The 20,123-nt window shown below is 45.6% G+C and carries 19 protein-coding genes and 2 pseudogenes; 12 read left to right on the top strand and 9 right to left on the bottom strand.

The window, feature by feature from the left end; genetic code table 11:
• Window positions 1-56 precede the first annotated feature (56 nt).
• Window positions 57-1,436, bottom strand: coding sequence for a bifunctional phosphopantothenoylcysteine decarboxylase/phosphopantothenate--cysteine ligase CoaBC (coaBC, locus tag GQS64_RS02325; protein ID WP_198230498.1), 1,380 nt, complete (start codon window positions 1,434-1,436; stop codon window positions 57-59).
• 272 nt (window positions 1,437-1,708) lie between these two features.
• Here coaBC and GQS64_RS02330 point away from each other — a divergent pair, with 272 nt between their 5' ends.
• On the top strand, window positions 1,709-2,962 hold the full coding sequence (locus GQS64_RS02330) for a trypsin-like peptidase domain-containing protein (RefSeq protein ID WP_198230499.1): 1,254 nt from the start codon (window positions 1,709-1,711) through the stop codon (window positions 2,960-2,962).
• Window positions 2,963-3,248: 286 nt separating this feature from the next.
• On the opposite strand, the gene ubiB is transcribed toward GQS64_RS02330, so the two are convergent.
• Complete coding sequence (gene ubiB, locus GQS64_RS02335; RefSeq protein WP_198230500.1) at window positions 3,249-4,829, bottom strand: 2-polyprenylphenol 6-hydroxylase; 1,581 nt, start codon at window positions 4,827-4,829, stop codon at window positions 3,249-3,251.
• Window positions 4,830-5,612: a bifunctional demethylmenaquinone methyltransferase/2-methoxy-6-polyprenyl-1,4-benzoquinol methylase UbiE gene (gene ubiE / locus GQS64_RS02340; RefSeq protein WP_077990478.1), complete on the bottom strand. Its 783-nt coding sequence runs from the start codon at window positions 5,610-5,612 to the stop codon at window positions 4,830-4,832.
• Between the two features lie 162 nt (window positions 5,613-5,774).
• Between ubiE and upp the strand changes: the two genes are divergently transcribed.
• Both upp and GQS64_RS02350 read left to right on the top strand, forming a co-directional pair.
• A complete protein-coding gene (gene upp, locus GQS64_RS02345; protein ID WP_198230501.1) occupies window positions 5,775-6,401 on the top strand; it encodes a uracil phosphoribosyltransferase in 627 nt (208 codons plus the stop codon).
• A gap of 657 nt (window positions 6,402-7,058) precedes the next feature.
• Window positions 7,059-7,331, top strand: coding sequence for a PepSY domain-containing protein (locus GQS64_RS02350; protein WP_077990480.1), 273 nt, complete (start codon window positions 7,059-7,061; stop codon window positions 7,329-7,331).
• Here GQS64_RS02350 and GQS64_RS02355 read toward each other — a convergent pair whose 3' ends face one another.
• On the bottom strand, window positions 7,332-7,850 hold the full coding sequence (locus tag GQS64_RS02355) for a Fur family transcriptional regulator (RefSeq protein ID WP_198230502.1): 519 nt from the start codon (window positions 7,848-7,850) through the stop codon (window positions 7,332-7,334).
• 160 nt (window positions 7,851-8,010) lie between these two features.
• Between GQS64_RS02355 and GQS64_RS02360 the strand changes: the two genes are divergently transcribed.
• Genes GQS64_RS02360 through GQS64_RS02380 form a run of 5 tightly spaced genes read left to right on the top strand, consistent with a single transcriptional unit; the run spans window position 8,011 to window position 12,348 of the window.
• Window positions 8,011-8,931, top strand: a complete 921-nt coding sequence (locus tag GQS64_RS02360) for a metal ABC transporter substrate-binding protein (protein ID WP_198230503.1) — start codon at window positions 8,011-8,013, stop codon at window positions 8,929-8,931.
• Complete coding sequence (locus GQS64_RS02365; protein ID WP_198230504.1) at window positions 8,928-9,749, top strand: manganese/iron ABC transporter ATP-binding protein; 822 nt, start codon at window positions 8,928-8,930, stop codon at window positions 9,747-9,749. The genes GQS64_RS02360 and GQS64_RS02365 overlap by 4 nt, the downstream gene beginning before the upstream one ends.
• A 5-nt stretch (window positions 9,750-9,754) precedes the next feature.
• Window positions 9,755-10,606, top strand: coding sequence for a metal ABC transporter permease (locus tag GQS64_RS02370; RefSeq protein ID WP_305852086.1), 852 nt, complete (start codon window positions 9,755-9,757; stop codon window positions 10,604-10,606).
• Window positions 10,603-11,511, top strand: coding sequence for a metal ABC transporter permease (locus GQS64_RS02375; RefSeq protein WP_077990487.1), 909 nt, complete (start codon window positions 10,603-10,605; stop codon window positions 11,509-11,511). Before GQS64_RS02370 ends, GQS64_RS02375 begins: the two co-directional genes overlap by 4 nt.
• 60 nt (window positions 11,512-11,571) lie before the next feature.
• Window positions 11,572-12,348 carry a glycosyltransferase family 25 protein gene (locus GQS64_RS02380; RefSeq protein WP_198230505.1) on the top strand — a complete coding sequence of 259 codons (777 nt, stop codon included), beginning with the start codon at window positions 11,572-11,574 and terminating at the stop codon, window positions 12,346-12,348.
• A gap of 42 nt (window positions 12,349-12,390) precedes the next feature.
• Here GQS64_RS02380 and GQS64_RS02385 read toward each other — a convergent pair whose 3' ends face one another.
• Window positions 12,391-12,645 (bottom strand): hypothetical protein, encoded by a 255-nt coding sequence (locus GQS64_RS02385; RefSeq protein WP_198230506.1) that lies wholly within the window; start codon window positions 12,643-12,645, stop codon window positions 12,391-12,393.
• A 610-nt stretch (window positions 12,646-13,255) separates the two neighbouring features.
• Between GQS64_RS02385 and GQS64_RS02390 the strand changes: the two genes are divergently transcribed.
• Complete coding sequence (locus GQS64_RS02390) at window positions 13,256-13,876, top strand: L,D-transpeptidase (protein ID WP_077990492.1); 621 nt, start codon at window positions 13,256-13,258, stop codon at window positions 13,874-13,876.
• A gap of 339 nt (window positions 13,877-14,215) precedes the next feature.
• On the opposite strand, the gene GQS64_RS02395 is transcribed toward GQS64_RS02390, so the two are convergent.
• Entirely contained in the window at window positions 14,216-14,599 is a 384-nt protein-coding gene (locus tag GQS64_RS02395) for a YbaN family protein (RefSeq protein WP_198230507.1), read from the bottom strand.
• A gap of 293 nt (window positions 14,600-14,892) precedes the next feature.
• On the opposite strand from GQS64_RS02395, the pseudogene GQS64_RS02400 reads away from it, so the two are divergent.
• Window positions 14,893-15,168: pseudogene (locus tag GQS64_RS02400) on the top strand (septal ring lytic transglycosylase RlpA family protein); the annotation flags it as partial.
• Between the two features lie 52 nt (window positions 15,169-15,220).
• Here the strand turns inward: GQS64_RS02400 and GQS64_RS02405 are convergent.
• A complete protein-coding gene (locus GQS64_RS02405; protein ID WP_077990497.1) occupies window positions 15,221-15,793 on the bottom strand; it encodes an HdeD family acid-resistance protein in 573 nt (190 codons plus the stop codon).
• A 190-nt stretch (window positions 15,794-15,983) separates the two neighbouring features.
• Between GQS64_RS02405 and GQS64_RS02410 the strand changes: the two genes are divergently transcribed.
• The gene (locus GQS64_RS02410) at window positions 15,984-17,444 is read left to right on the top strand and encodes a phospholipase D-like domain-containing protein (RefSeq protein WP_198230508.1); all 1,461 of its coding nucleotides are present in this window, start codon (window positions 15,984-15,986) and stop codon (window positions 17,442-17,444) included.
• Window positions 17,445-17,655: 211 nt separating this feature from the next.
• On the opposite strand, the gene GQS64_RS02415 is transcribed toward GQS64_RS02410, so the two are convergent.
• Window positions 17,656-18,543 (bottom strand): endonuclease/exonuclease/phosphatase family protein, encoded by an 888-nt coding sequence (locus tag GQS64_RS02415; RefSeq protein ID WP_198230509.1) that lies wholly within the window; start codon window positions 18,541-18,543, stop codon window positions 17,656-17,658.
• Between the two features lie 292 nt (window positions 18,544-18,835).
• On the opposite strand from GQS64_RS02415, the pseudogene GQS64_RS02420 reads away from it, so the two are divergent.
• A pseudogene (locus GQS64_RS02420) lies at window positions 18,836-19,126 on the top strand (DUF2794 domain-containing protein); the annotation flags it as partial.
• Window positions 19,127-19,300: 174 nt separating this feature from the next.
• Here the strand turns inward: GQS64_RS02420 and GQS64_RS02425 are convergent.
• Complete coding sequence (locus GQS64_RS02425) at window positions 19,301-20,071, bottom strand: Bax inhibitor-1/YccA family protein (protein WP_198230510.1); 771 nt, start codon at window positions 20,069-20,071, stop codon at window positions 19,301-19,303.
• Window positions 20,072-20,123: the final 52 nt, after the last annotated feature.

Here is a 20,123-nt window from a genome sequence, read left to right on the forward strand (position 1 = left end):
GTCGTTATGTGAATTTCAAATATAAATTTATCGGCGCTGAAAGATTAAAAGGCGGTTTATTTGCCAAAAAAGGTTGCGATTTTTTTAGCAATATGTTGTGCAACTTCATCCTTGCTCATTTTCGGCCATGTTTCGACATTTTCCCGGCTCACACATGAAATCCGGTTATAGTCGCCACCCATAATACTTGTACCATCTTTGGCAATGGCAACATCATTAGCCAAAATGAAATCGGCGCCCTTTTTATCAAGTTTCTTGCGGGCATTTTCGATAAGGTCGTTGGTCTCGGCGGCAAAGCCGATAACGAGTTTCGGCCGGTTCGGGGCATGGCCGATAGTGGCAAGAATATCGGGATTTTCGACCATTTCCAATGTCGGGGCAGATTGGCCTGATTGTTTCTTGATTTTTTGCGTGGCACTTTCGGCGCTGCGCCAATCGGCAACAGCCGCAACAAATATAGCAGCATCGGCAGGCAAGGCGTGTTTGACCGCATCGAGCATTTCTATTGCCGTTTCGACATGGATTGTTTCAACACCATCCGGATCCGGAATGCTGACGGGGCCTGAAACGAGCGTAACACGGGCGCCAAAATGGTGAAGTGCAGCGGCAATTGCATGTCCCTGTTTGCCTGAAGAGCGGTTGGCAAGATAACGCACGGGATCTATCGGCTCATGGGTCGGCCCCGACGTAACAATGATATGTTTGCCGGAGAGGGGTTTTTCTCCACAATCAAGCATGGATTCGACTGCCGCAACAATCGCGAGCGGTTCACTCATACGACCGCGTCCTGCCTCGCCACGTTCGGCCATTTCGCCGATTTCCGGCCCGATCATTCTGACACCATCCGTCATGAGAGTGCTGATATTGCGTTGTGTTGCCGGATGTTTCCACATTGCCGGATTCATCGCCGGCGCAATAAGAATCGGTGAATTGGCCGCAAGAAGAATAGCTCCCGCAAGATCATCGGCAATGCCGTTTGCCATTTTTGCAATCCGGTCGGCTGTTGCAGGGGCTACAACAATCAGATCGGCTGATCGGGCGAGCCTGATATGTCCAATATCATGTTCATCCTGGCGTTGAAAAAGATCGGTAAAAACATGGCCGCCTGAAAGGCTGCCCGCAGCAAGCGGCGTTACAAATTCTGTCGCAGCTTTGGTCATCACCACAGTAACATTTGCTCCCCGCTCTTGTAATCGGCGAATGAGATCAAGCGCTTTATACGCCGCAACTCCGCCGGTTATAATCAAAAGTATCGAGTTTGATTTCAATGATTGCATTTCTTTGGCGCTGGCTTTTTCCGGAAATATTTCGGAATTGTTGCCGGACATCAACAAGAGCCGCGCTTCTTCTTCCATAGACCGTTTATTTTTTGCAGCGTTGAGACGAAGTTTTTCCTTCGCTTCATCCGGTAAATTGCGAATTGTAATACTGGCCATGGAAAACCTCCCGAACAATCAAAATAAGCAATCAATGCAATCAAAATATAATCCGGTTTATCTTTTTCAAACCATCACGGCAAGCCGGTCAAACAAATTTATCACTTTTCTCTGTCTGTCACGGGCGAAAAGGTTTCAATAGGCGAACGAAAGTTCATTCACTATAAATTATAAATATTTTTTTAAATTTTTGAATGCGGTCTAATTCTTGATATAAAAATTCACCTCTTATAATAGTATCATAGAAGAAATCGGCTATGTGGAGAAAATATATGCGTTTTTTCTTTCCATGTTTGCTTTCATTTTTATTGTTATTGGATATTTTTGGCGGAGCAACATGGGCTGAAGAGCCGTCTTCGAGCGGGAGCGGTTTTGCTGTTACCGATGATGGCTGGATTTTGACCAATGCACACGTTGTTAGAGGATGCCAACGCGTCGAAATCGGCAATACGGGGGAAGCAGTTGACCTTCGCATGGATTCCCATGATGATCTTGCGCTGATAAAAGCATCGGCTGGTGTGCAAACACGGCCATTGGCATTAAGGCATGATGTTATCCGGTTGGGTGAAGATATTATTGCGCTCGGATTTCCGCTAAACGGGATTTTATCGGATTCGATCAAAATGACGACCGGCAATGTCAACGCCCTTTCGGGGCTTGAAAATGATGCGCGTTACTTACAAATCTCGACGCCGGTTCAACCGGGAAATTCTGGTGGTCCGGTGATCGACAGATATGGTCATGTTATCGGTATAACCACTGCTGTGTTATCGAAAAACTATGCCGATCAAAACGGATTTATTGCACAAAATGTCAACTTCGCAATCAGAGCAGGCGTTGCGGCACTGTTTATGGAAGCACAAGGTTTTAAAGTCTCTTATGCAGATGATGATAAGGGGGCACCTGTTCCATCCACTGCCGATATTACCGAAAAAGCAACGCCTTCGGTTTTTAAAATTTTGTGTTACGCCGCGACGCCGACCATCGAGGCCAATCAGACATTAAAGCAGCCATTGCCTCCCTCCAATCCGCCTACCGGCGTTCAGGGCAATGTTAACCTACCACCCGTTAATCAGCCTACCGTAACGTTCATTAATCAAAATAATTACGATGCCATCGGGTTTGATTACCGTTCTGTAAAACATGTGAGTTTCGATAATTGCTTGCAAATGTGCGAAAATGACGGGCGTTGTCAGGCACTTACCTACCACAAACGTCTTCATGCCTGTATGTTGAAATATGATGTTGTTGCCCTTATTCGCAATAAAGACGCCGCTGCATCCTTTATCTCAAGCAAAAGGAATAGCGTTAAAATAACCGATTTTATGGCGATGAGTAATGTCGATATTACCGGTGGCGATTACTCCTATATAGAACAAACCGATTATTTTACCTGCTTCATAGGATGTGTTTCCGACCAGCGGTGTATTGCTTTTTCGTTCATCCCCAGAAGAAAGCAATGCTGGCTCAAAGATCGTATGGGAACGCCAAGGGCAAAAAAAGGCGTTGAACTCGGCGTAAAATGACAATTTCGGGTTAAGTTGGGACTCTGTTTTATTGATCTCGTGAAAAAGCACAAAGCTGCCTCAAAAGAGAGGCAGCTTTGAACTTTTATAGCGCTTGCCTTGTACCACTTTAACCGCGATCAACAATATTCAGGATCAAGCGGGAGCTTGTCATGTCGAATTGCGGGAGTTTCTGGTCTGTGCCATGACGGGGCGCCCGTTATTTCGGACCAAGCGGGAAGCCGCCACTCGCAATACGGTTTAAAGCCACATAACAAACTTGTCGGGTTGACCAGATTTTGTATCATCAAATGACGAGCTTATAAGTGATAATCACCATACAAACAGCGATCAAAACCATAGCATAGCGGCCAAAACGGTTTTGTTTTGCCTGCATCAGGGCAAATCTCTTCAGTGTATCATCATCAAGATGAAGGCCATTCTGCGCCATTTTATCAGCACCTTTCTGGATGCGTTCGACGCTTCTGACAAGTTCTGGCGTTCTGCGGGCAAAAGTAAGGAGCGATTGCGCCCCCTCGGTCAAGTCTTTCGCCATGCCGATAGGCCCCAAATTTTTTGTAATCCATTCTTTTACAACCGGTTCCGCAGCCTTCCACATGTTGAAATGCGGATTAAGCGAACGGGAAACACCTTCTACAACCACCATGGTTTTTTGTAACAGCAAGAGTTCCGGCCGTGTTTGCATGTCGAAAAGTTCGGTCACTTCAAAAAGCAGGGTCAACAATTTGGCCATCGAAATTGTTTCAGCCGATTGACCGTGGATCGGTTCGCCTATGGCGCGATTGGCCTGTGCAAAGCTTTCCATATTTTGATGGGGAGGCACATAACCGGCTTCAAAGTGCACATTGGCGACACGCCGGTAATCGCGGGTAATAAAGCCATATAAAATTTCGGCAAGAAAACGTTTTTCCTGTTTGCCGAGCCTTCCGGTAATGCCCAAATCGACAGCGACAATACAACCGTCTTTATCGACAAAGAGATTTCCCGGATGCATATCCGCGTGGAAAAAACCGTCTCGCAATGTGTGTTTCAGGAAGGATTGCATGAGCGTGACAGCAAGTGCATCGAGATCGAAACCGGCGGCTTTAAGCCCGTCAATATCCGACATTTTGATGCCGTCAATCCATTCCATGGTCAGAACATCACGTCCTGTGCGCTCCCAATCGACTGCGGGAACACGAAAACCTTTATCATTTCTGGTATTTTCGGCAATTTCAGAGAGTGCCGCCGCCTCAAGGCGTAAATCCATTTCAATTTTAGTGGTTTGTGCAAGCGTGTCGACAACGCTGACCGGTTTTAACCGTCGTGTCGCCGGAACATAGCGTTCCTGCATTTCCGCAGCCAGATAAAACCCCTCAAGATCTTTTGCGAATCTTCGTCTCACGCCGGGGCGGATAACCTTGACTGCGACCTTACGCAGACTTCCGTCAGGATTGCGCACGGTTGCGGGGTGAACTTGCGCCATCGAGGCGGCCGCAATTGCCGGACCGAATTCGACAAAAAGATCATCTATCTTGCGGCCGAGTGAACCTTCGATTTGTGCCACAGCCTGTTCATGCGGAAAGGTATCGACATGATCCTGAAGGCTCGACAGGTCTTTTGCAACTTCCGATCCGACAATATCAGGGCGTGTTGCAAGAAATTGGCCGAGCTTGATATAGGATGGGCCAAGCTTGTTCATTGCCCGCGACATATTTTCGGAGCGGTTGGTTTTTTTACTTCTTTTTCTGGCAAACCAGCCGGCGAAACGATGGAAAAATGCAAGTGTAGCAGGTAATCCATCGCTTGGAAGTGCGCTTAACACACCTTCACGTGCCAGAATGAATCCGACACGCATAAGACGGAAGGATGCGGTAAGTTTCGACATTCAGATCTTCCAGCCAGAGTGCATTGCGGCAATGCCACCGGTCAGATTGCGGTAGCTGACATGTGAAAAACCGGCTGCCCGTATCATTGCAGCAAAATCTTCCTGCTTGGGAAATTTGCGGATAGATTCGATAAGATAACGATAAGATTCTTTGTCACCGGCAATCATTTGTCCAACGCGCGGTATGCCCTGGAACGACCAGATGTCGTAAAGCTTGTCAAGAATCGGCATTTGTACTTCCGAAAATTCCAGACACATAAAACGCCCGCCCGGCTTCAAAACGCGGTAAGCTTCCGACAGTGCTTTGGCAATGTGGGGAACATTACGGATACCGAATGCAATTGTATAAGCATCGAATGTATTATCTTCAAAGGGGAGTTTTTCGGCGTTCGCCTCGACAAAATCGAGATAAGGGAGAAGGCCGTTTTTCTTTGCTCTTTCGCGGCCTACTTCCAGCATGGAACTGTTGATGTCAAGAACCGTTGCATGGGCATGGCGACCGGAAGCTTCGACAATACGAAACGCAATGTCGCCTGTACCACCGGCCACATCGAGAACTTTATACCCGTCGAGATGCGAAGGGTGAAGCCATGCAACAAATGCATCTTTCCACAAACGGTGCATACCTACCGACATGACATCATTCATAATGTCATATTTTTTGGCCACAGAATGGAAAACTCCGTTGACCATCGACTGTTTTTCCGATTCGTCGACTTTCTTGAAACCGAATGTTTCTTCCATCCCGCCTTTTGCGCCGACGCGCTCTGTCTCAGCAGTCATATTTGTGACCTTTCAAATTTATTCCGACTTTTTTCTAACCTAACTTATCCGTTTAGGGAATGGGTTCTGACGAAAAAGTAGAGCCGGGGGCGCTTCACCCTTTTCATTCCACATGAATGGTTTTATACGACATATAGAATGCTGTAATGAGGAGAAAAGTCTATGGGTTTAACAATTGTTTCCCACCCTCTTGTCCAACACAAATTGACAATGATGCGCCGCAAAGAAACATCGACTGCCGAGTTTCGCCAGCTTGTGCGGGAAACAGCATTTTTGCTCGGCTATGAAGTCACGCGCGATCTGGAGCTTGAAACCGTTCACATTGAAACGCCGATGGAAGAGATGGAAGCCCCGATGCTCAAGGGCAAGAAACTCGTTCTTGCCTCGATTTTGAGAGCAGGCGAGGGGTTGCTTTTCGGTATGCTTGATCTTTTGCCTTCTGCGCGCGTTTGTCATATCGGCCTTTACCGCGATCATAATACACTTGAAGCTGTCGAATATTATTTCAAAGCTCCCGAAGATATTTCCGAGCGTCTGGTTATTGTGGTCGATCCGATGCTCGCAACAGGAAATTCTGCTGTCAAAGCCATAGACCAATTGAAAAAACACGGTGCCAAACAGATACGGTTTGTGTGCATATTAAGTGTTGAACAGGGTATCAAACAGTTGCAAACCGCCCATCCCGATGTTGATATTTTTACAGCCTCGGTCGATCGTGCGCTTGATCCGGCATCCTACATTCTTCCCGGCTTGGGCGATGCAGGCGACCGTATGTTTGGCACAAAATAATAACGCATAAAATTTTAACAATTCGGGCGGATGAGTTAAAAAAACGGCGTGTCCGGAACATGGATAGAGCAGAATAATTGCTTGTTTTATGTTCTCTAACTGGTTGTCATGATTGAATTATCTTTCGCCTTTTCCGGTTTTTCTGCTTTGAAATTTTTGAGGCAAATTTATGGGGGGTGCAAAGCCAGGTGACCGACCTTCTCCTATAAAACCGGATTGGGCATTCGTCATTGGCCGTTTTGTTATCGACCATTTTGTAATCGGCAGTTTTGCGGGGCTTGAAACAAAGGCTGACAAATAAAAGTTGACCGGCCAACGTCCATTTTTCGGGCTTGTTTTTTAAGGATTTATGAAGTGTGGATGAAAGGGAGGGAAAGCGATTGGCCGTTTTCCTTTCCCTTGGTTTTAAACGCGGTTAAGGTCATGCGGTGTTTTGAACAGACAAATTTGCGCTAAAACCGGCAGATGTTTGCAATGTTCATTGATTAAAAATTGCATTTTGACGGATTGGCCGTCCGAAAAACCGGACCTTTGCAACGGAAGCGGATGTCGCTCTTGTATCGAATATAATAAAAACCATATGCATTAAACGGGTAACAGAAACTTTGACGGTTCTCGTGGCTTGGCAGATCAACAATACAAATGGAGGATTACGAGATGATATTGAAGACTGTGCGCATGATTGCACTGGCAGCAGCTACCGCGACGATTGCCCTTTCCGGTTTTGCAAGCTCTGCTTTTGCAGAACAAAATGCACGCATCAGTTGGTCGGCATTGACCACAAAACTGGAGCAAAGCGGCTATAAAATTCACGAACTTGATGAAAAGCATGAAGGCTGGAAAGCGGAAGTTATCGACAAAAACAATCAACGCCTCAAGCTTTATATAGATCGTCAGGGCAATATAACGCGCCAAAAAATCGACCATTGATTATCGTGCGTGAATAGTGTCGGATTTTGTAACCGGTATTACGGACGTGTTCGGGATACCGGTTTTTTTGACGAGATGGATGGCAATATCAATATGGCTTACTTCATAACCTTCGGGTGGAAGAGGGAGCTTTTGCACATCCGGATCGTGACCATAAAGCGCAATGACTTCACCGCTTTCATAGTGAAAATAACTGCTGTTACGGCAATTTGCCATAAAGAAAGATTTTTGCCCCGAAGACGCAACAGGCCTTACCAGTCCGGCTTTGGTAAAATGATGCAGGGTATTGTAGATTGTTGCCAGTGAAATATCATTACCGGCACAAACAATATCTTGATGAAGCTTGTTGGCATCTATCAGGTTTGTTTTTCTATCGAGAATATATTTCGCGACAATCAATCTTTGGCGCGTTACACGAAGTCCGCAATTTTCCAATATGTCATAAACGATGTCACGCACTGGACTTTTATTTTTCGTCTTCTCGACCACCGGTCGGATGTGTCGTGTGTAATCCAACATAAACGCTCCTTATCGCCAAAATGTCGGCTTGAAAATGAACAAATCCATTTCTCGTTTTTGCAAATAGTTTGCAGTTGCAATTATTAAGAAGGTCTGTTACGCAATAAAGAAATTGCAAATGATTTGCAATAAGAAAAAACAAGTGAGAGGATTTTTGGAAATGAAGCCTGCTTTTTTGCAACAGGTCGGTCTCAAAACATTCATAGCCGCAATCGCAGTTCTGGCTTTGAGTTTCTTTTCGATTGTGGATGGTCATGCTGCTCAAAAATTCAAGGCGGTAACGACATTTACGGTTATTGCCGATATGGCACAAAATGTTGCCGGTGACGCAGCCGAGGTTCAGTCAATAACCAAGCCGGGGGCAGAAATTCATGAATATCAGCCGACACCGCAAGATTTGATGCGGGCACAAGGAGCCAATCTCATTTTGTGGAACGGATTGAATCTGGAATTATGGTTCGAGAAATTTTTCGATAATATTCACGATGTTCCCGGTGTTGTTGTTTCAACCGGCGTCGAACCTATGAGCATCAATGAAGGGCCGTATAACGGTAAACCGAACCCCCATGCATGGATGTCGCCCACATCTGCTTTGATCTATGTTGACAATATCCGCGATGCATTTGTCAAATATGATCCACAGAATGCGGAAACCTACAAGCAAAATGCAGAAATTTACAAAGCCAAGATCAGAGCAACGATTGATCCGATCAAGGAAGAACTTTCAGGCTTGCCGGAAGAGCGGCGCTGGTTGGTCACAAGTGAAGGAGCCTTCAGCTATCTTGCCCGCGATTTCAATTTGAAAGAACTTTATCTATGGCCGATCAATGCCGATCAGCAAGGCACACCCCAACAGGTCAAGCATGTTATTGATGCCGTGAACAAATATAACATTCCGGTTGTTTTCTCGGAAAGCACAATTTCGGATGCACCGGCAAAACAGGTAGCCCGCGAAACCGGCGCCAGATATGGCGGTGTGCTTTATGTTGACTCGTTGTCCGAAGCTGACGGCGTTGTTCCCACTTACATTGATCTTCTGAAAGTCACAAGCTCCACCATTGCCAAAGGACTAGCCAAATGAACACAGTGGGGATTTCGGCGTCGCACATTACAGTGACCTACCGTAACGGCCATACGGCCCTTCGCGATTCGAGTTTTGAGACGCCGACCGGTTCTATTACGGCATTGGTCGGTATCAACGGTTCCGGCAAATCGACGCTTTTCAAAGCCATTATGGGATTTGTGCGTTTGTCTCGCGGCAGCATTACTATTTTCAATATGCCGGTGCGCAATGCATTAAAGAAAAATCTTGTCGCTTATGTGCCGCAATCGGAAGATGTCGATTGGAATTTCCCGGTTCTTGTCGAAGATGTTGTCATGATGGGCCGTTATGGCCACATGAACTTTTTGCGTCAGCCCAAAGATATCGATTATGCCGCCGTGACAGATGCATTACAGCGGGTAAATATGCTTTCCTTTCGCAAGCGCCAGATCGGTGAATTGTCCGGTGGGCAAAAAAAGCGCGTTTTTCTTGCGCGCGCGATAGCGCAGGAAGCAAAGGTCATTTTGCTTGATGAACCGTTTACCGGAGTAGATGTCAAAACCGAAGACCAAATTATCGTATTGCTTAAAGAAATGCGCAAAAGTGGTGCGGTTATGCTGGTTTCCACACATAATCTTGGTTCTGTACCCGAATTTTGCGACCGCACTGTTTTGATAAAAGGGACGGTTCTGGGCTATGGGCCGACATCCGAAATTTTCACCGAAGAAAACCTCACCGAGACCTTTGGCGGTGCGTTGCGTCACCATATGGTTAAACCTTCGGATATGACCAATGGCGCAGACGTTGTCAGCGATGATGAAAGCCCGCTTATTCTTTATCCCCGACAGAAAAAGTGACTGTGATGATGGACTGGCTTGTCGAACCGTTTTCTTATGATTTCATGATAAATGCAATGTGGGTTTCCGCATTGGTTGGTTGTGTTTGCGCATTCCTGTCGGCATTTTTGATGCTCAAAGGCTGGTCGCTGATCGGCGATGCGCTTTCCCATTCGATTGTGCCCGGTGTTGCGGGAGCCTATATGTTGGGACTGCCTTTTTCGTTAGGCGCTTTTTTTTCGGGAGGCCTCGCCGCCACCGCCATGTTGTTTTTCAACGAGCGGACGAAATTGAAAGAAGACACCATCATAGGCCTTATTTTTTCGTCCTTTTTTGCGCTCGGATTGTTTATGAAATCATTGAGGCCGATGGCTGTCAGCATCGACACGATTGTACTTGGCAATATTCTGGCGGTGAGCCCCGCAGATATTTTCCAGCTTGCTCTGATCGGCGTTGTCTCGCTCGTTATACTTTTCATTAAATGGAAAGATATGATGGTGACTTTCTTTGACGAAAATCATGCCCGTTCAATCGGAATAAACACCAAGGGATTGAAAATTCTGTTTTTTGCGCTGCTTGCGGCTTCAACAGTGGCGGCCATGCAGACAGTGGGTGCTTTTCTGGTTATCAGTCTTGTCGTCACACCGGGTGCAACCGCTTATCTGATAACCGATCGTTTCCAGCGTTTGATTGTTCTTTCGGTTCTGATCGGCATTCTCACAAGTGTAGTCGGCGTTTATTTAAGTTATCTGATCCACGCCCAGACCGGCGGCGTGATTGTATTGTTGCAAGCACTATTATTTGCTTTGAGTTTTATCTTTGCGCCCAAACACGGTTTCATTGCGGCACGGCTGCGTGCACGGAAAGTACAATCATGATAGATACGCTTTTGTTTCCCTTCCAATTTCCTTTCATGATCCGGGGAATGCTGATTACAATGATTGTTGGCGTGCCGATGGCAATGCTATCCTGTTTTTTGATTTTGAAAGGCTGGTCGCTTTTGGGGGATGCAATCTCGCACGCCGTTTTTCCGGGTGTCGTCGCCGGTTATATGATGACACCGGCAGCACTATTTGTTTTGGGGCTTATCCCCTTTATCGGTGCCGAGGCAATCAACCGGTCCGATGTGACCATGGCAATGATGGCCTTCGGTGCATTTCTGGCTGGCATGGTATGTGCGGTTCTCACCGGTTTTTTGGGGGCAAATAGCCGCATCAAGCAAGACACGGTCATGGGGGTTGTGTTTTCTTCAATGTTCGGTTTGGGACTTGTTCTGGCAACCAGTATAGAAAGCGAACTTCATCTCAATCACATTCTGTTTGGCCATTTGTTGGGCGTAAACCGGATTGATATTTTTGAAACTCTCTTCATCTCGGTTTTGGTGGCCGTTACCCTTGGTGCAAAATGGCGGGATTTTCTGCTTTTTACGTTTGATCCCATTCAGGCAAAAGCTGTAGGGCTCAATGAACGGTTTTTGCATTATGCTTTATTGACAATGATTTCGCTGACAATCGTTGCGGCATTGAAAGCCGTCGGGATAATATTGGCTATTTCATTGCTCATTGCGCCTGGTGCCATTGCCTATCTTGTAACAAAACGTTTCTCATTGATGATTGTTATCGCGATCGCCATTGCGGTTATAAGCAGCTTTCTCGGCGTTTATTCAAGCGCGTTTATCGGTTCTGATGCGGCATCGACAATTGTATTGATAATGACCGTTCTTTTTATCGTTGCGTTCGGCTTTATATCAATTGCAGCACATATCCGTTCATCAGCAACTTGAGTGTTGACCCCGTTTAATGATAGAAGCTGAGGCGTAATTTGTCACCGAGGCCTAAGCTCTATGAAATGCTATGTGATTAATCTTGATCGCTCTGAAGAGAGGTTAACCCATATAAGAAGCGTATTTACCAAAGAAGGCCTCGATTTTATCCGCGTCAAAGCTGTTGATGGCCGTTCTTTGTCTGATGAGCAATTCGAGGAGCTGACACGCGTTCGTAATTGGCCTAAAAAACTGGCAAGAGCGGAAGTCGGCTGTTTTCTCAGTCATCTTGAATGCTGGCGGTTGATTGCCGAAGGAGATGATCTCTATGGAGCCGTGTTCGAAGATGATATAAAACTCTCGCCCCATGCCCATTTGTTTTTGAAAAATTATGATTGGGTGCCTGAAGGGTGTGACATTGTTAAACTTGATACCGCACGAATCGTTTGTGTTTTAAAAAAATTCGACACCGAACTTGCCTGCCATTACAAACTGGGACGACTTGTTAGCAAACATTATTGTTCCGGTGGTTACATCATGTCAAAAGCTTGCGCCAGACGGCTATATGACGAAATCAAATTTGTCACGGCACCGATTGATGAAATCATGTATAATCCGGAATGCGGCGTTTGCCGTTCCCTCAATATCGAGCAGATGTTTCCGGCTATCGCTATCCAGATCGGGCTTTCCAGCACGATTCTTGCAGATCGAAAGAGGGTCAAATCTGTTAAACGAGTGAAGCGCCCGATCTCGCAAAGAATACAGCGTGAGTTAAATCGTTTAAAAAAACGGTACGTGAAACCCTGGTTTTTGAAAACATTTCGCGGCTTTTATTGGGGCATTGTCCCGTTTCGCTAATCGTAACTTTTTGAAAACAAAGGTTTTTTAAATGCATATCAGCTATGCATAATTGTGGGTTGTTGTTTGGGGTCTCATGCAATATCTTTCCTCTTGCTGGATTACTCCTCCTCCCAAATCCAGCAAGTTGAATGCAGCACCTCCTCCTCCCATAGCTGCATTCGGAATCAAAGGCTGCGCATCTCCTCCCGCGCGGCCTTTTTCTTTTCTTGAAAAATATCTGGCAATCTCCAATTCTTGCCACCTGATTACAACGCCCGCTATTTCATATTCATCAACCGCCTGATCGTTCATCATTTTGCCGGATGAAAATTCATCATTTGGCTTAATGATAACCAAGAGCCGAAATGGCAATCTGGAACCTTCGCAACAATTTCCATCAATATGCTGATAAGGATGTTAAGGTCTAAAGGCGTTTTCTCCTAATAAAAACAAGTTTTGTTGAATCACAAATACGAGATCAGCAATAAAAAATTCCTTATGCCGAAAACAACAATTTAAATCCTGAATTGAATATGGGGAATTGTCGACTTTGAAGTTCTCAACCGGTGATTTATCTTTTCATTGCTTTTTAAAGTAACTTATAGCCCGTGAACGTGCCTATAGTTCGGTGAACAGCCAATTCATACGGGATTTCTTTTCAGGTTTCTGAGATTAGTCGAGTTATTATAGAATTTCAAAAAGCCTGTTCCGTTAAAGACGTTTATCGGGAAAAACCGGCTGCGATTTCTATGCGGGTATTTTCCGGCTGGAATTTTGATGTAAAAAGTTTTTTAATCGAAATCACGGAAACTGTATAAGGGTAACATTCTGTTAATTATCACGTATTTAATTGGGTTACACGAAGCTGATTCGTTTTAACTGCCTTGATTGAAACAATCTCGATTGAAACAATGAAGAGGGGAATATGCGCGTAAAAACTATTCTGGTTGCTGCCAGCCTTTTGGCTAGTGCAACACTTGCCGGTTGTACAACCACGGGAGGCTCGTCATCGACGCTTGCGGCCTATTCTCAGGTCAATGATGGCGGATTTATTATTCCCGCAATCAAGGCAAACGAGATCAAACCGGAATTTCGCCGGCAGATTGTAGCCTATCCGACAGATGAAAAGCCGGGAACAATTATTATTGATACTGCCAACAAGCACCTTTATTACATCATGCCGGATGGCAAGGCCATGCGTTATGGCATTGGCGTGGGGCGTGACGGATTCCGTTGGACGGGGAATGCAACAATCGGACGCAAGGCGGAATGGCCAGCCTGGGTTCCGCCACAGCGTATGTTGGTACGCCAGCCGGAATTGAAAGAATTTGCCGGTGGAATGAAACCGGGCTTGCAAAACCCGCTTGGTGCGCGTGCGCTCTATCTTTATAAAGATGGCAAGGACAGCATGTTCAGACTGCATGGCACGCCTGAATGGTGGACGATTGGTACCAATGTTTCATCCGGATGCATCCGCCTTATCAATCAGGATATTATAGATCTTTATAATCGCGCGGAAGTCGGCGCAAAGGTTATCGTAAAATAATCGGGGGTTATCGTAAAATAATCGGGGTTACGCTCGTTAAATAGGGAACAAAGTTTTCCCCTTTATTGAAGCGCGGATTTTTTCCGCGCTTTTTATTTTTCAATATTATTTTCCGGCTGCATTATTTTTGGCTTGTTCAAGAAAGGGAAGTTCCCGACTTTTATCACTTGTCGGGTTTTTCAAGTCGATGCAACAGAAAAGACAGATAAAATCCGCTCAATTCTTTCGCTAAATGCCGGTCTCAACGGCATATTCGGGTCATTCAGTTATTCCGGTCATTCATATATTCCGCTCAAGCAATGGTCGAATTGTTTTCAATCGTCAGGGGCGGCACGCTCTTTAACGCGACGGCCGCGTCAGGATATAAATCGAAATCACAATCAAAATGCAAATTGTTGCGAGCGCCAGCCATAGAACCGGCTGTGCTATCAACATAAACGAGCAAAATCCTATAACCATCCCTCCGACGGCCAGAAATTTGATAAAAGGCGATATGACCCCGCGTTCTTCCCATTGCTTGATAGGGGGGCCGAAAATTTTATGATGATGAAGCCAATTGTGAAAACGCGGAGATGACCTTGCGAAACACCAGGATGCGACAAGCAAAAATGGCACCGTCGGCATAATGGGCAAAACAGCTCCGATAATGCCCAGAACGACCATAAGACAGCCTATAACCAGATAAACTATACGCAATGGTGCAGGAGTATTGAACTCTTTCATCGTCTGATATCTACACTTTTTAAAAACTCATAGTTGTACAATAATTTGTCCAAAAATAGGGCAAATAATTGATAATAATGGCAAAAATGCCTTTTCACAGCCATGTGAACAACACAACCATCGGTTAAGAAACCTCATTCGCTTAATCCCCCGAAACTCTAACCAGTTAGCAGGATATGTGTTTTTTGACCGATAAAAAAAGACTTCTATCGTTCCTGACAGCAATTTTTGTTGTCTGTTTTTCCAGTTTTGGTAACGCGGCGCTTAGTCATGGTCATATCAATCATGGTGGGCAATGCGGTGGTGCATCCTGGTATGCATTGCATTCCAAAACAGCTTCAGGCGAAAAGATGAATCCCTTCGCTATGACAGCCGCGCATAAGACATTGCCGCTTGGAAGCAAAATCAGAGTGACCAACAAGTTCAATGGAAAATCGATTATTGTGCGTATCAATGATCGCGGCCCATTTATTGCCGGTCGGATTCTGGATTTGTCCAAAGGGGCAGCCAATCAACTCGGTTTTGTCCAAAACGGGTTAACCAATGTTTGTTATGAACGGTTAAGCTGAAAGCAATAGAGAAAAAGGGGAAGCACTGTCTTCCCCTTTTTATTTTGGCATATTATTTGCCAAAATTTTTGAGTGACCGCAAGCCGATTGCAAAACCGATCCAGCCCCATCCCTGAAAGATAAGATCGATCGACAGGAACAGGCCGAGAACCCAAAGTGTGTTGGCAGGCCAACCGGTTGTGATAACGAGACCGGCAATAGCGGTAATAATACCGGCTGCAATAATCCATCCATGGCCTTTGAGTTCGCGGCTCTGGAAACCGATAACAACACGGATAACACCGGCTACAACAAGCAGGAAGCCGAGCAGGAATGTAAACACCGCAGCCGCCAGAATTGGCTGGATAAGGCAGACAATGCCACCGAACGTATAAAGAATACCTGCGAGCAGCCAGTAGAAAAAACGTCCCCAGCTTTTAACGCCGAATGCATGAATGAGCTGCACAATACCACCCACCAGCATCATAAGTCCGATATAGATAGCGACAGCTTCTGTTGCGAATGGCAAAGTAAATGCTGCAACAATGCCGACAAGCAGCAGGATAATTCCAAGAACCAAAAACCACCCCCATTTCGCCGATAGCTCGCTTGCACCATCCAGGGGATTCCAATTATTTGAACTCACGACGGTTTTTCCTTTTCAAAATGACTGTTTCAGAAGAATGCGTTTTATGGCATTGCTATTTGACATGGGCAATACCATTTTCGCGTTACCGTTATCATAGAATATAAAAAGAAATAACATAGAAAAAAAGCAGGTTCATCATTATCGCGGTTATCGACCTTTATGAAGACCAATGAAAGTAAAGTAACCAATGCATGTGTTTATTGAAAATTATTGGCCGCATATCCTAGCCTTATTGTCGTTTTTTCTGGGGCTTGGTGCTGCAATCCATGCCACTATGACAAAGCAGGAGGTTCGCACCGCTATCGGGTGGGTTGGTGTCATTATGCTTTCGCCCGTTTTGGGTGCTGTCATCTATGGTATTTTCGGTATCAACCGCATTCATAACAATGTTGTTTATAAACGGCACCGGCATGCCGGCAGCAAAGGTCATGCGCGTGCCGATAAGTATGATTGTTCGGATAGTTATATTCTGAACCGGTTCGGACGGCTTGCCGCGCCCATGAAAAAACTTGGCGATCATGTAAGCCTTGGCCGGATGACGCGCGGCAATCATTTAACAGTTCTTGATAATGGCGATGAAGCTTATAGTGCTATGTTAAGCGCAATCGGTGCGGCCAAGCGTTGTTTGATTCTCGAATGTTACATTTTTGACCGCGACGGTATGGGGGAGCTTTTTGTTGAAGCTTTGTCTGCTGCTGTTCGCCGCGGTGTCGAGGTGCGTGTTCTTATTGATGCGGTTGGTGCGCGCTATTCGATCCCTTCGATTGTTCGTGATTTACGGCGTGAAAAAGTCCCCGTCGCGGTTTTTAACGGCAATATTATTATCGGTTTACGTCTGCCTTATGCCAATTTGCGCACGCACAGAAAAATTCTGGTTGTCGACGGGAGTGTTGCTTTTACTGGCGGTATGAATATCCGTGCCGGTTTTTCACAGACATTCAGCGGTGAAAAAACCGCCGATGATACCCATTTTCGCGTGGAAGGGCCGGCTGTTGCCGATATTTTTTCGGTCGCAGCCAATGATTGGGCTTTTGCCAAAGGGGAAAATCTCGACACCAAAATCTGGGCTATTCCGGCAATCAAGGAAAAATCCGATGAAGGTGTCTGCGTCCGCGTTGTACCAACCGGTCCCGACCGTTTGATCGAAACAAACCAACGCATGTTAATCGGTGCATTCTCGCTTGCCGAAAAGCATATTCGTATCATGACACCCTATCTTTTACCCGACAGGGAATTGATTAGCGCGCTGGTAACAGCCGCCCGTCGCGGTGTCGACGTTGATATTATCGTGCCGGGAAATAACAATTTGAAACTTGTCGACCGGGCTATGCGTGCCCAATTCGATCAGCTTTTGCGTGACGGGTGCCGTATATGGCGTGCAAAAGGGCCTTTCAATCATTCAAAACTCATGGAGATCGACGATCGCTGGAGCTATGTCGGTTCATCCAATCTTGACTCGCGTTCATTAAGATTGAATTTCGAGATCGATATGGAAATATTCGACGAAACACTTGCCCGCTATCTTTCGGAAAAAATACAGCATGAGCAGGAAGATGCGCGTGAAGTCAGAATGGAAGATCTTGTAAATCGGCCATTTCTTTCGCGTTTGATTGACAGGGTTATCTGGCTAGGTTCGCCCTATCTCTGATATTTTCCCAAGCTGTCGATTGCGCTGTCGCGACATGGGGCTATTGCCGTTATAAAAGTTCTTTATCTACCGGAAAAACGGCCTCTATTGACGAAAACCGAGTGCCTGAAACTGATAGGCTCGATGTGTTTCGAGCCTCTCGAAACAGGGGAGCGCCGTTTAAACAATCGTTTTCCGGCTTCAACCTGTTTTTCCGGCGTTATAAACGGAATTATTCCGTAAATGTTTCTGTTTCACGTTTCGCCCGTTCCTTGAGCAGTTTGGTTGCTCCCTCAAGGTCGATTTCCGCTTTGATAGGCAAATGGTCGGAAGCAAGCCGTGCAAGCGGCGAGTTATGGATTTCTATATTGGAAACGAGTTCATGCGGATAGGCAAAAACACGGTCAAGCGCCAAAACAGGAAAGCGCGAAGGAAAACTCGGCAATGTTCCCAAACGTAAATCAAAAAACGGAGCAAGGCTTTTGAGAGACGATGTTCTGCCCAATCGCCATTCGTTCAAATCGCCGATCATGATTGTCGGCATGATGTCACGTTTTTTCAGAATAGACAAAATAAGCTTTGCCTGTTGAATCCTTGAATGGTGCAAGAGACCGAAATGGGCGGCAACAATGCGGATAAGCCCGACCGGCATATCGAGTTCGACGATGAGCGCACCACGCGGTTCAACGCCGGGCAGTTTCAGTTGGACAATATCTTTGACTTTCCCATTGCGCATGAAAAGCGCATTGCCATGCCAGCCTAATCCGCGTGGGGACATCGTATTGATTGGTACACGCTCCAAACCGGTTTCCGATTTCAGAAGTTCCGGATCAAGCAAACCTATTCTTTCGCCGAAACGCTTGTCAGCCTCCTGAAAAGCCATAATATCGGGATTGAGTTCGGCAACGACATGCACAATCCTCTCCGGATCGAACACATTGTCGACACCGACACATTTATGAATATTGTATGAGCCGACGACCATATCGTAAGTGTCACGATCGGCATCTTTCGGACGGTGTCCATGACGATTGCGGACAGCCTGCAATAATCTTGTCTGGAGGGCTTTTTGACTTAATTGGCTTGGCCAATGGAACTTTTTATTTTTAAGGATGTCCATGATTTTTTCTGAAAGCAGATTTGCCCCGCTCGAAAGCTTTGATTATTATATGAAGTGACAGCTATAAAACTACAAGCTTTGTCGCTTGAAATTGAAGACTATTACCACCTATTTTTTCACCAAAATATGATAAAAGATATAATTGCCGCGAGACAGGTTGCATAACCATTTAAAATGGGACACCAACGCCTGCAAAAAATGGAAGATAAACACCATGGTTGATATGAGCGACGATCAAGCAATTATAATCGAAGCTTTTTCACAAAACAGTTTCAAAAAACATTCCGGCCCTGTTGCCTTTAACCGTATCGAATTGAATGCGATATTACGTGTCTATGGACAAATGGTGGCTGCCGGCGAATGGCGCGATTACGCGATTGACCATCTGGATGACAAAGCGGTGTTTTCCATTTTTCGCCGAACCGCTGAAATACCGCTTTATCGTGTCGAGAAAAACCCGAAATTGGCGAACCGTCAAGGTGCTTACAGTGTCATTGCAGCAAGCGGATTGATCCTGAAGCGCGGCAAGGAACTCCGCAATGTTCTGAAAGTTTTTGACAAGAAGCTCTTCAAAATTGTCTGAGCTTGTCATTGAAGGTGTTGTTGCGGAAAGCAGCACTGATGTTTGCTAATTTTTAAACAGGCGAACAAGAACTTTTTTGAAGAGACGAATAAGAATTCAAGAAAAAGAAAAATCGTTAAAAAGAAAACCCCGTCTCGAAAGACGGGGTTTAAAGAACGGTTTTGTTTGAATTCTTTATGAATTGCGATTCTGTCCGAGGAATTGCAACAGGAAGACAAACATATTGATGAAATCGAGATAGAGTGTCAAAGCACCCATCACAACCTTGCGGCCACGTGTTTCGGCTTCATCACCTTCATAATACATAACTTTGATTGTCTGGGTGTCATAAGCGGTAAGACCGGCAAAAATGAGAACACCGATAATCGAGATGGCAAATTGCAGTGCATTCGACCCCAGAAAAAGATTGACAACCATGGCCAACAGAAGGCCGATCAATCCCATAAACAGGAACGACCCCATACCTGTCAGATCACGCTTTGTCGTATAACCGTAAAGCGACAGGGAACCGAAAGCGGCCGCTGAAATGAAGAATGTTTGTGTAATGCTTGCAGGTGTGTAGCGCAGAATAATGGATGAAAGCGACAATCCTACGAGTGCTGCATAAACAAAAAACAGCATACGTGCCGAGCTTGTGCTCAACGACTCAATTTTGAAGCTCAAAAAGAACACTGCAATGAGCGGAGCAAACATCACAACATAAGCAAACGGTGAAGTATAGAAAGTAACACCGAATGATGTCAGATAAACGCCGTTTGGCAACATGTAAGGTGTCGGGTCACTCGATGTTGCAAGTGAAGCGATAACAAATGCTGCAATACCCGTAATAACAAGCCCGATTGCCATTGCATTGTAAACGCCAAGCATATAACTGCGCAGTCCCATGTCGATGGAAGCATCGGCCTGAGTTGCGCTTGTCGGGCGAAAGTTTCTAAAATCAGCCATATAAATAATCCTTTAGCTTGTGTTCCGGACGGTGTCGGGCAAAATGGTTCAA

The organism is Bartonella sp. P0282, from assembly GCF_048452985.1.
Lineage (GTDB): Bacteria > Pseudomonadota > Alphaproteobacteria > Rhizobiales > Rhizobiaceae > Bartonella > Bartonella choladocola.

Excerpts from the sequence above, each read along its gene's own strand:
- coaBC (WP_198230498.1), bottom strand. The coding sequence starts at position 1,436 with ATGGCCAGTATTACAATTCGCAATTTACCGGATGAAGCGAAGGAAAAA.
- upp (WP_198230501.1), top strand. The coding sequence starts at position 5,775 with ATGGGTTTAACAATTGTTTCCCACCCTCTTGTCCAACACAAATTGACA.
- GQS64_RS02390 (WP_077990492.1), top strand. The coding sequence starts at position 13,256 with ATGCGCGTAAAAACTATTCTGGTTGCTGCCAGCCTTTTGGCTAGTGCA.
- ubiB (WP_198230500.1), bottom strand. The coding sequence starts at position 4,829 with ATGTCGAAACTTACCGCATCCTTCCGTCTTATGCGTGTCGGATTCATT.
- ubiE (WP_077990478.1), bottom strand. The coding sequence starts at position 5,612 with ATGACTGCTGAGACAGAGCGCGTCGGCGCAAAAGGCGGGATGGAAGAA.
- GQS64_RS02425 (WP_198230510.1), bottom strand. The coding sequence starts at position 20,071 with ATGGCTGATTTTAGAAACTTTCGCCCGACAAGCGCAACTCAGGCCGAT.
- GQS64_RS02410 (WP_198230508.1), top strand. The coding sequence starts at position 15,984 with ATGCATGTGTTTATTGAAAATTATTGGCCGCATATCCTAGCCTTATTG.
- GQS64_RS02375 (WP_077990487.1), top strand. The coding sequence starts at position 10,603 with ATGATAGATACGCTTTTGTTTCCCTTCCAATTTCCTTTCATGATCCGG.
- GQS64_RS02365 (WP_198230504.1), top strand. The coding sequence starts at position 8,928 with ATGAACACAGTGGGGATTTCGGCGTCGCACATTACAGTGACCTACCGT.
- GQS64_RS02350 (WP_077990480.1), top strand. The coding sequence starts at position 7,059 with ATGATATTGAAGACTGTGCGCATGATTGCACTGGCAGCAGCTACCGCG.
- GQS64_RS02395 (WP_198230507.1), bottom strand. The coding sequence starts at position 14,599 with ATGAAAGAGTTCAATACTCCTGCACCATTGCGTATAGTTTATCTGGTT.
- GQS64_RS02380 (WP_198230505.1), top strand. The coding sequence starts at position 11,572 with ATGAAATGCTATGTGATTAATCTTGATCGCTCTGAAGAGAGGTTAACC.
- GQS64_RS02360 (WP_198230503.1), top strand. The coding sequence starts at position 8,011 with ATGAAGCCTGCTTTTTTGCAACAGGTCGGTCTCAAAACATTCATAGCC.
- GQS64_RS02415 (WP_198230509.1), bottom strand. The coding sequence starts at position 18,543 with ATGGACATCCTTAAAAATAAAAAGTTCCATTGGCCAAGCCAATTAAGT.
- GQS64_RS02385 (WP_198230506.1), bottom strand. The coding sequence starts at position 12,645 with ATGATGAACGATCAGGCGGTTGATGAATATGAAATAGCGGGCGTTGTA.
- GQS64_RS02330 (WP_198230499.1), top strand. The coding sequence starts at position 1,709 with ATGCGTTTTTTCTTTCCATGTTTGCTTTCATTTTTATTGTTATTGGAT.
- GQS64_RS02370 (WP_305852086.1), top strand. The coding sequence starts at position 9,755 with ATGATGGACTGGCTTGTCGAACCGTTTTCTTATGATTTCATGATAAAT.
- GQS64_RS02355 (WP_198230502.1), bottom strand. The coding sequence starts at position 7,850 with ATGTTGGATTACACACGACACATCCGACCGGTGGTCGAGAAGACGAAA.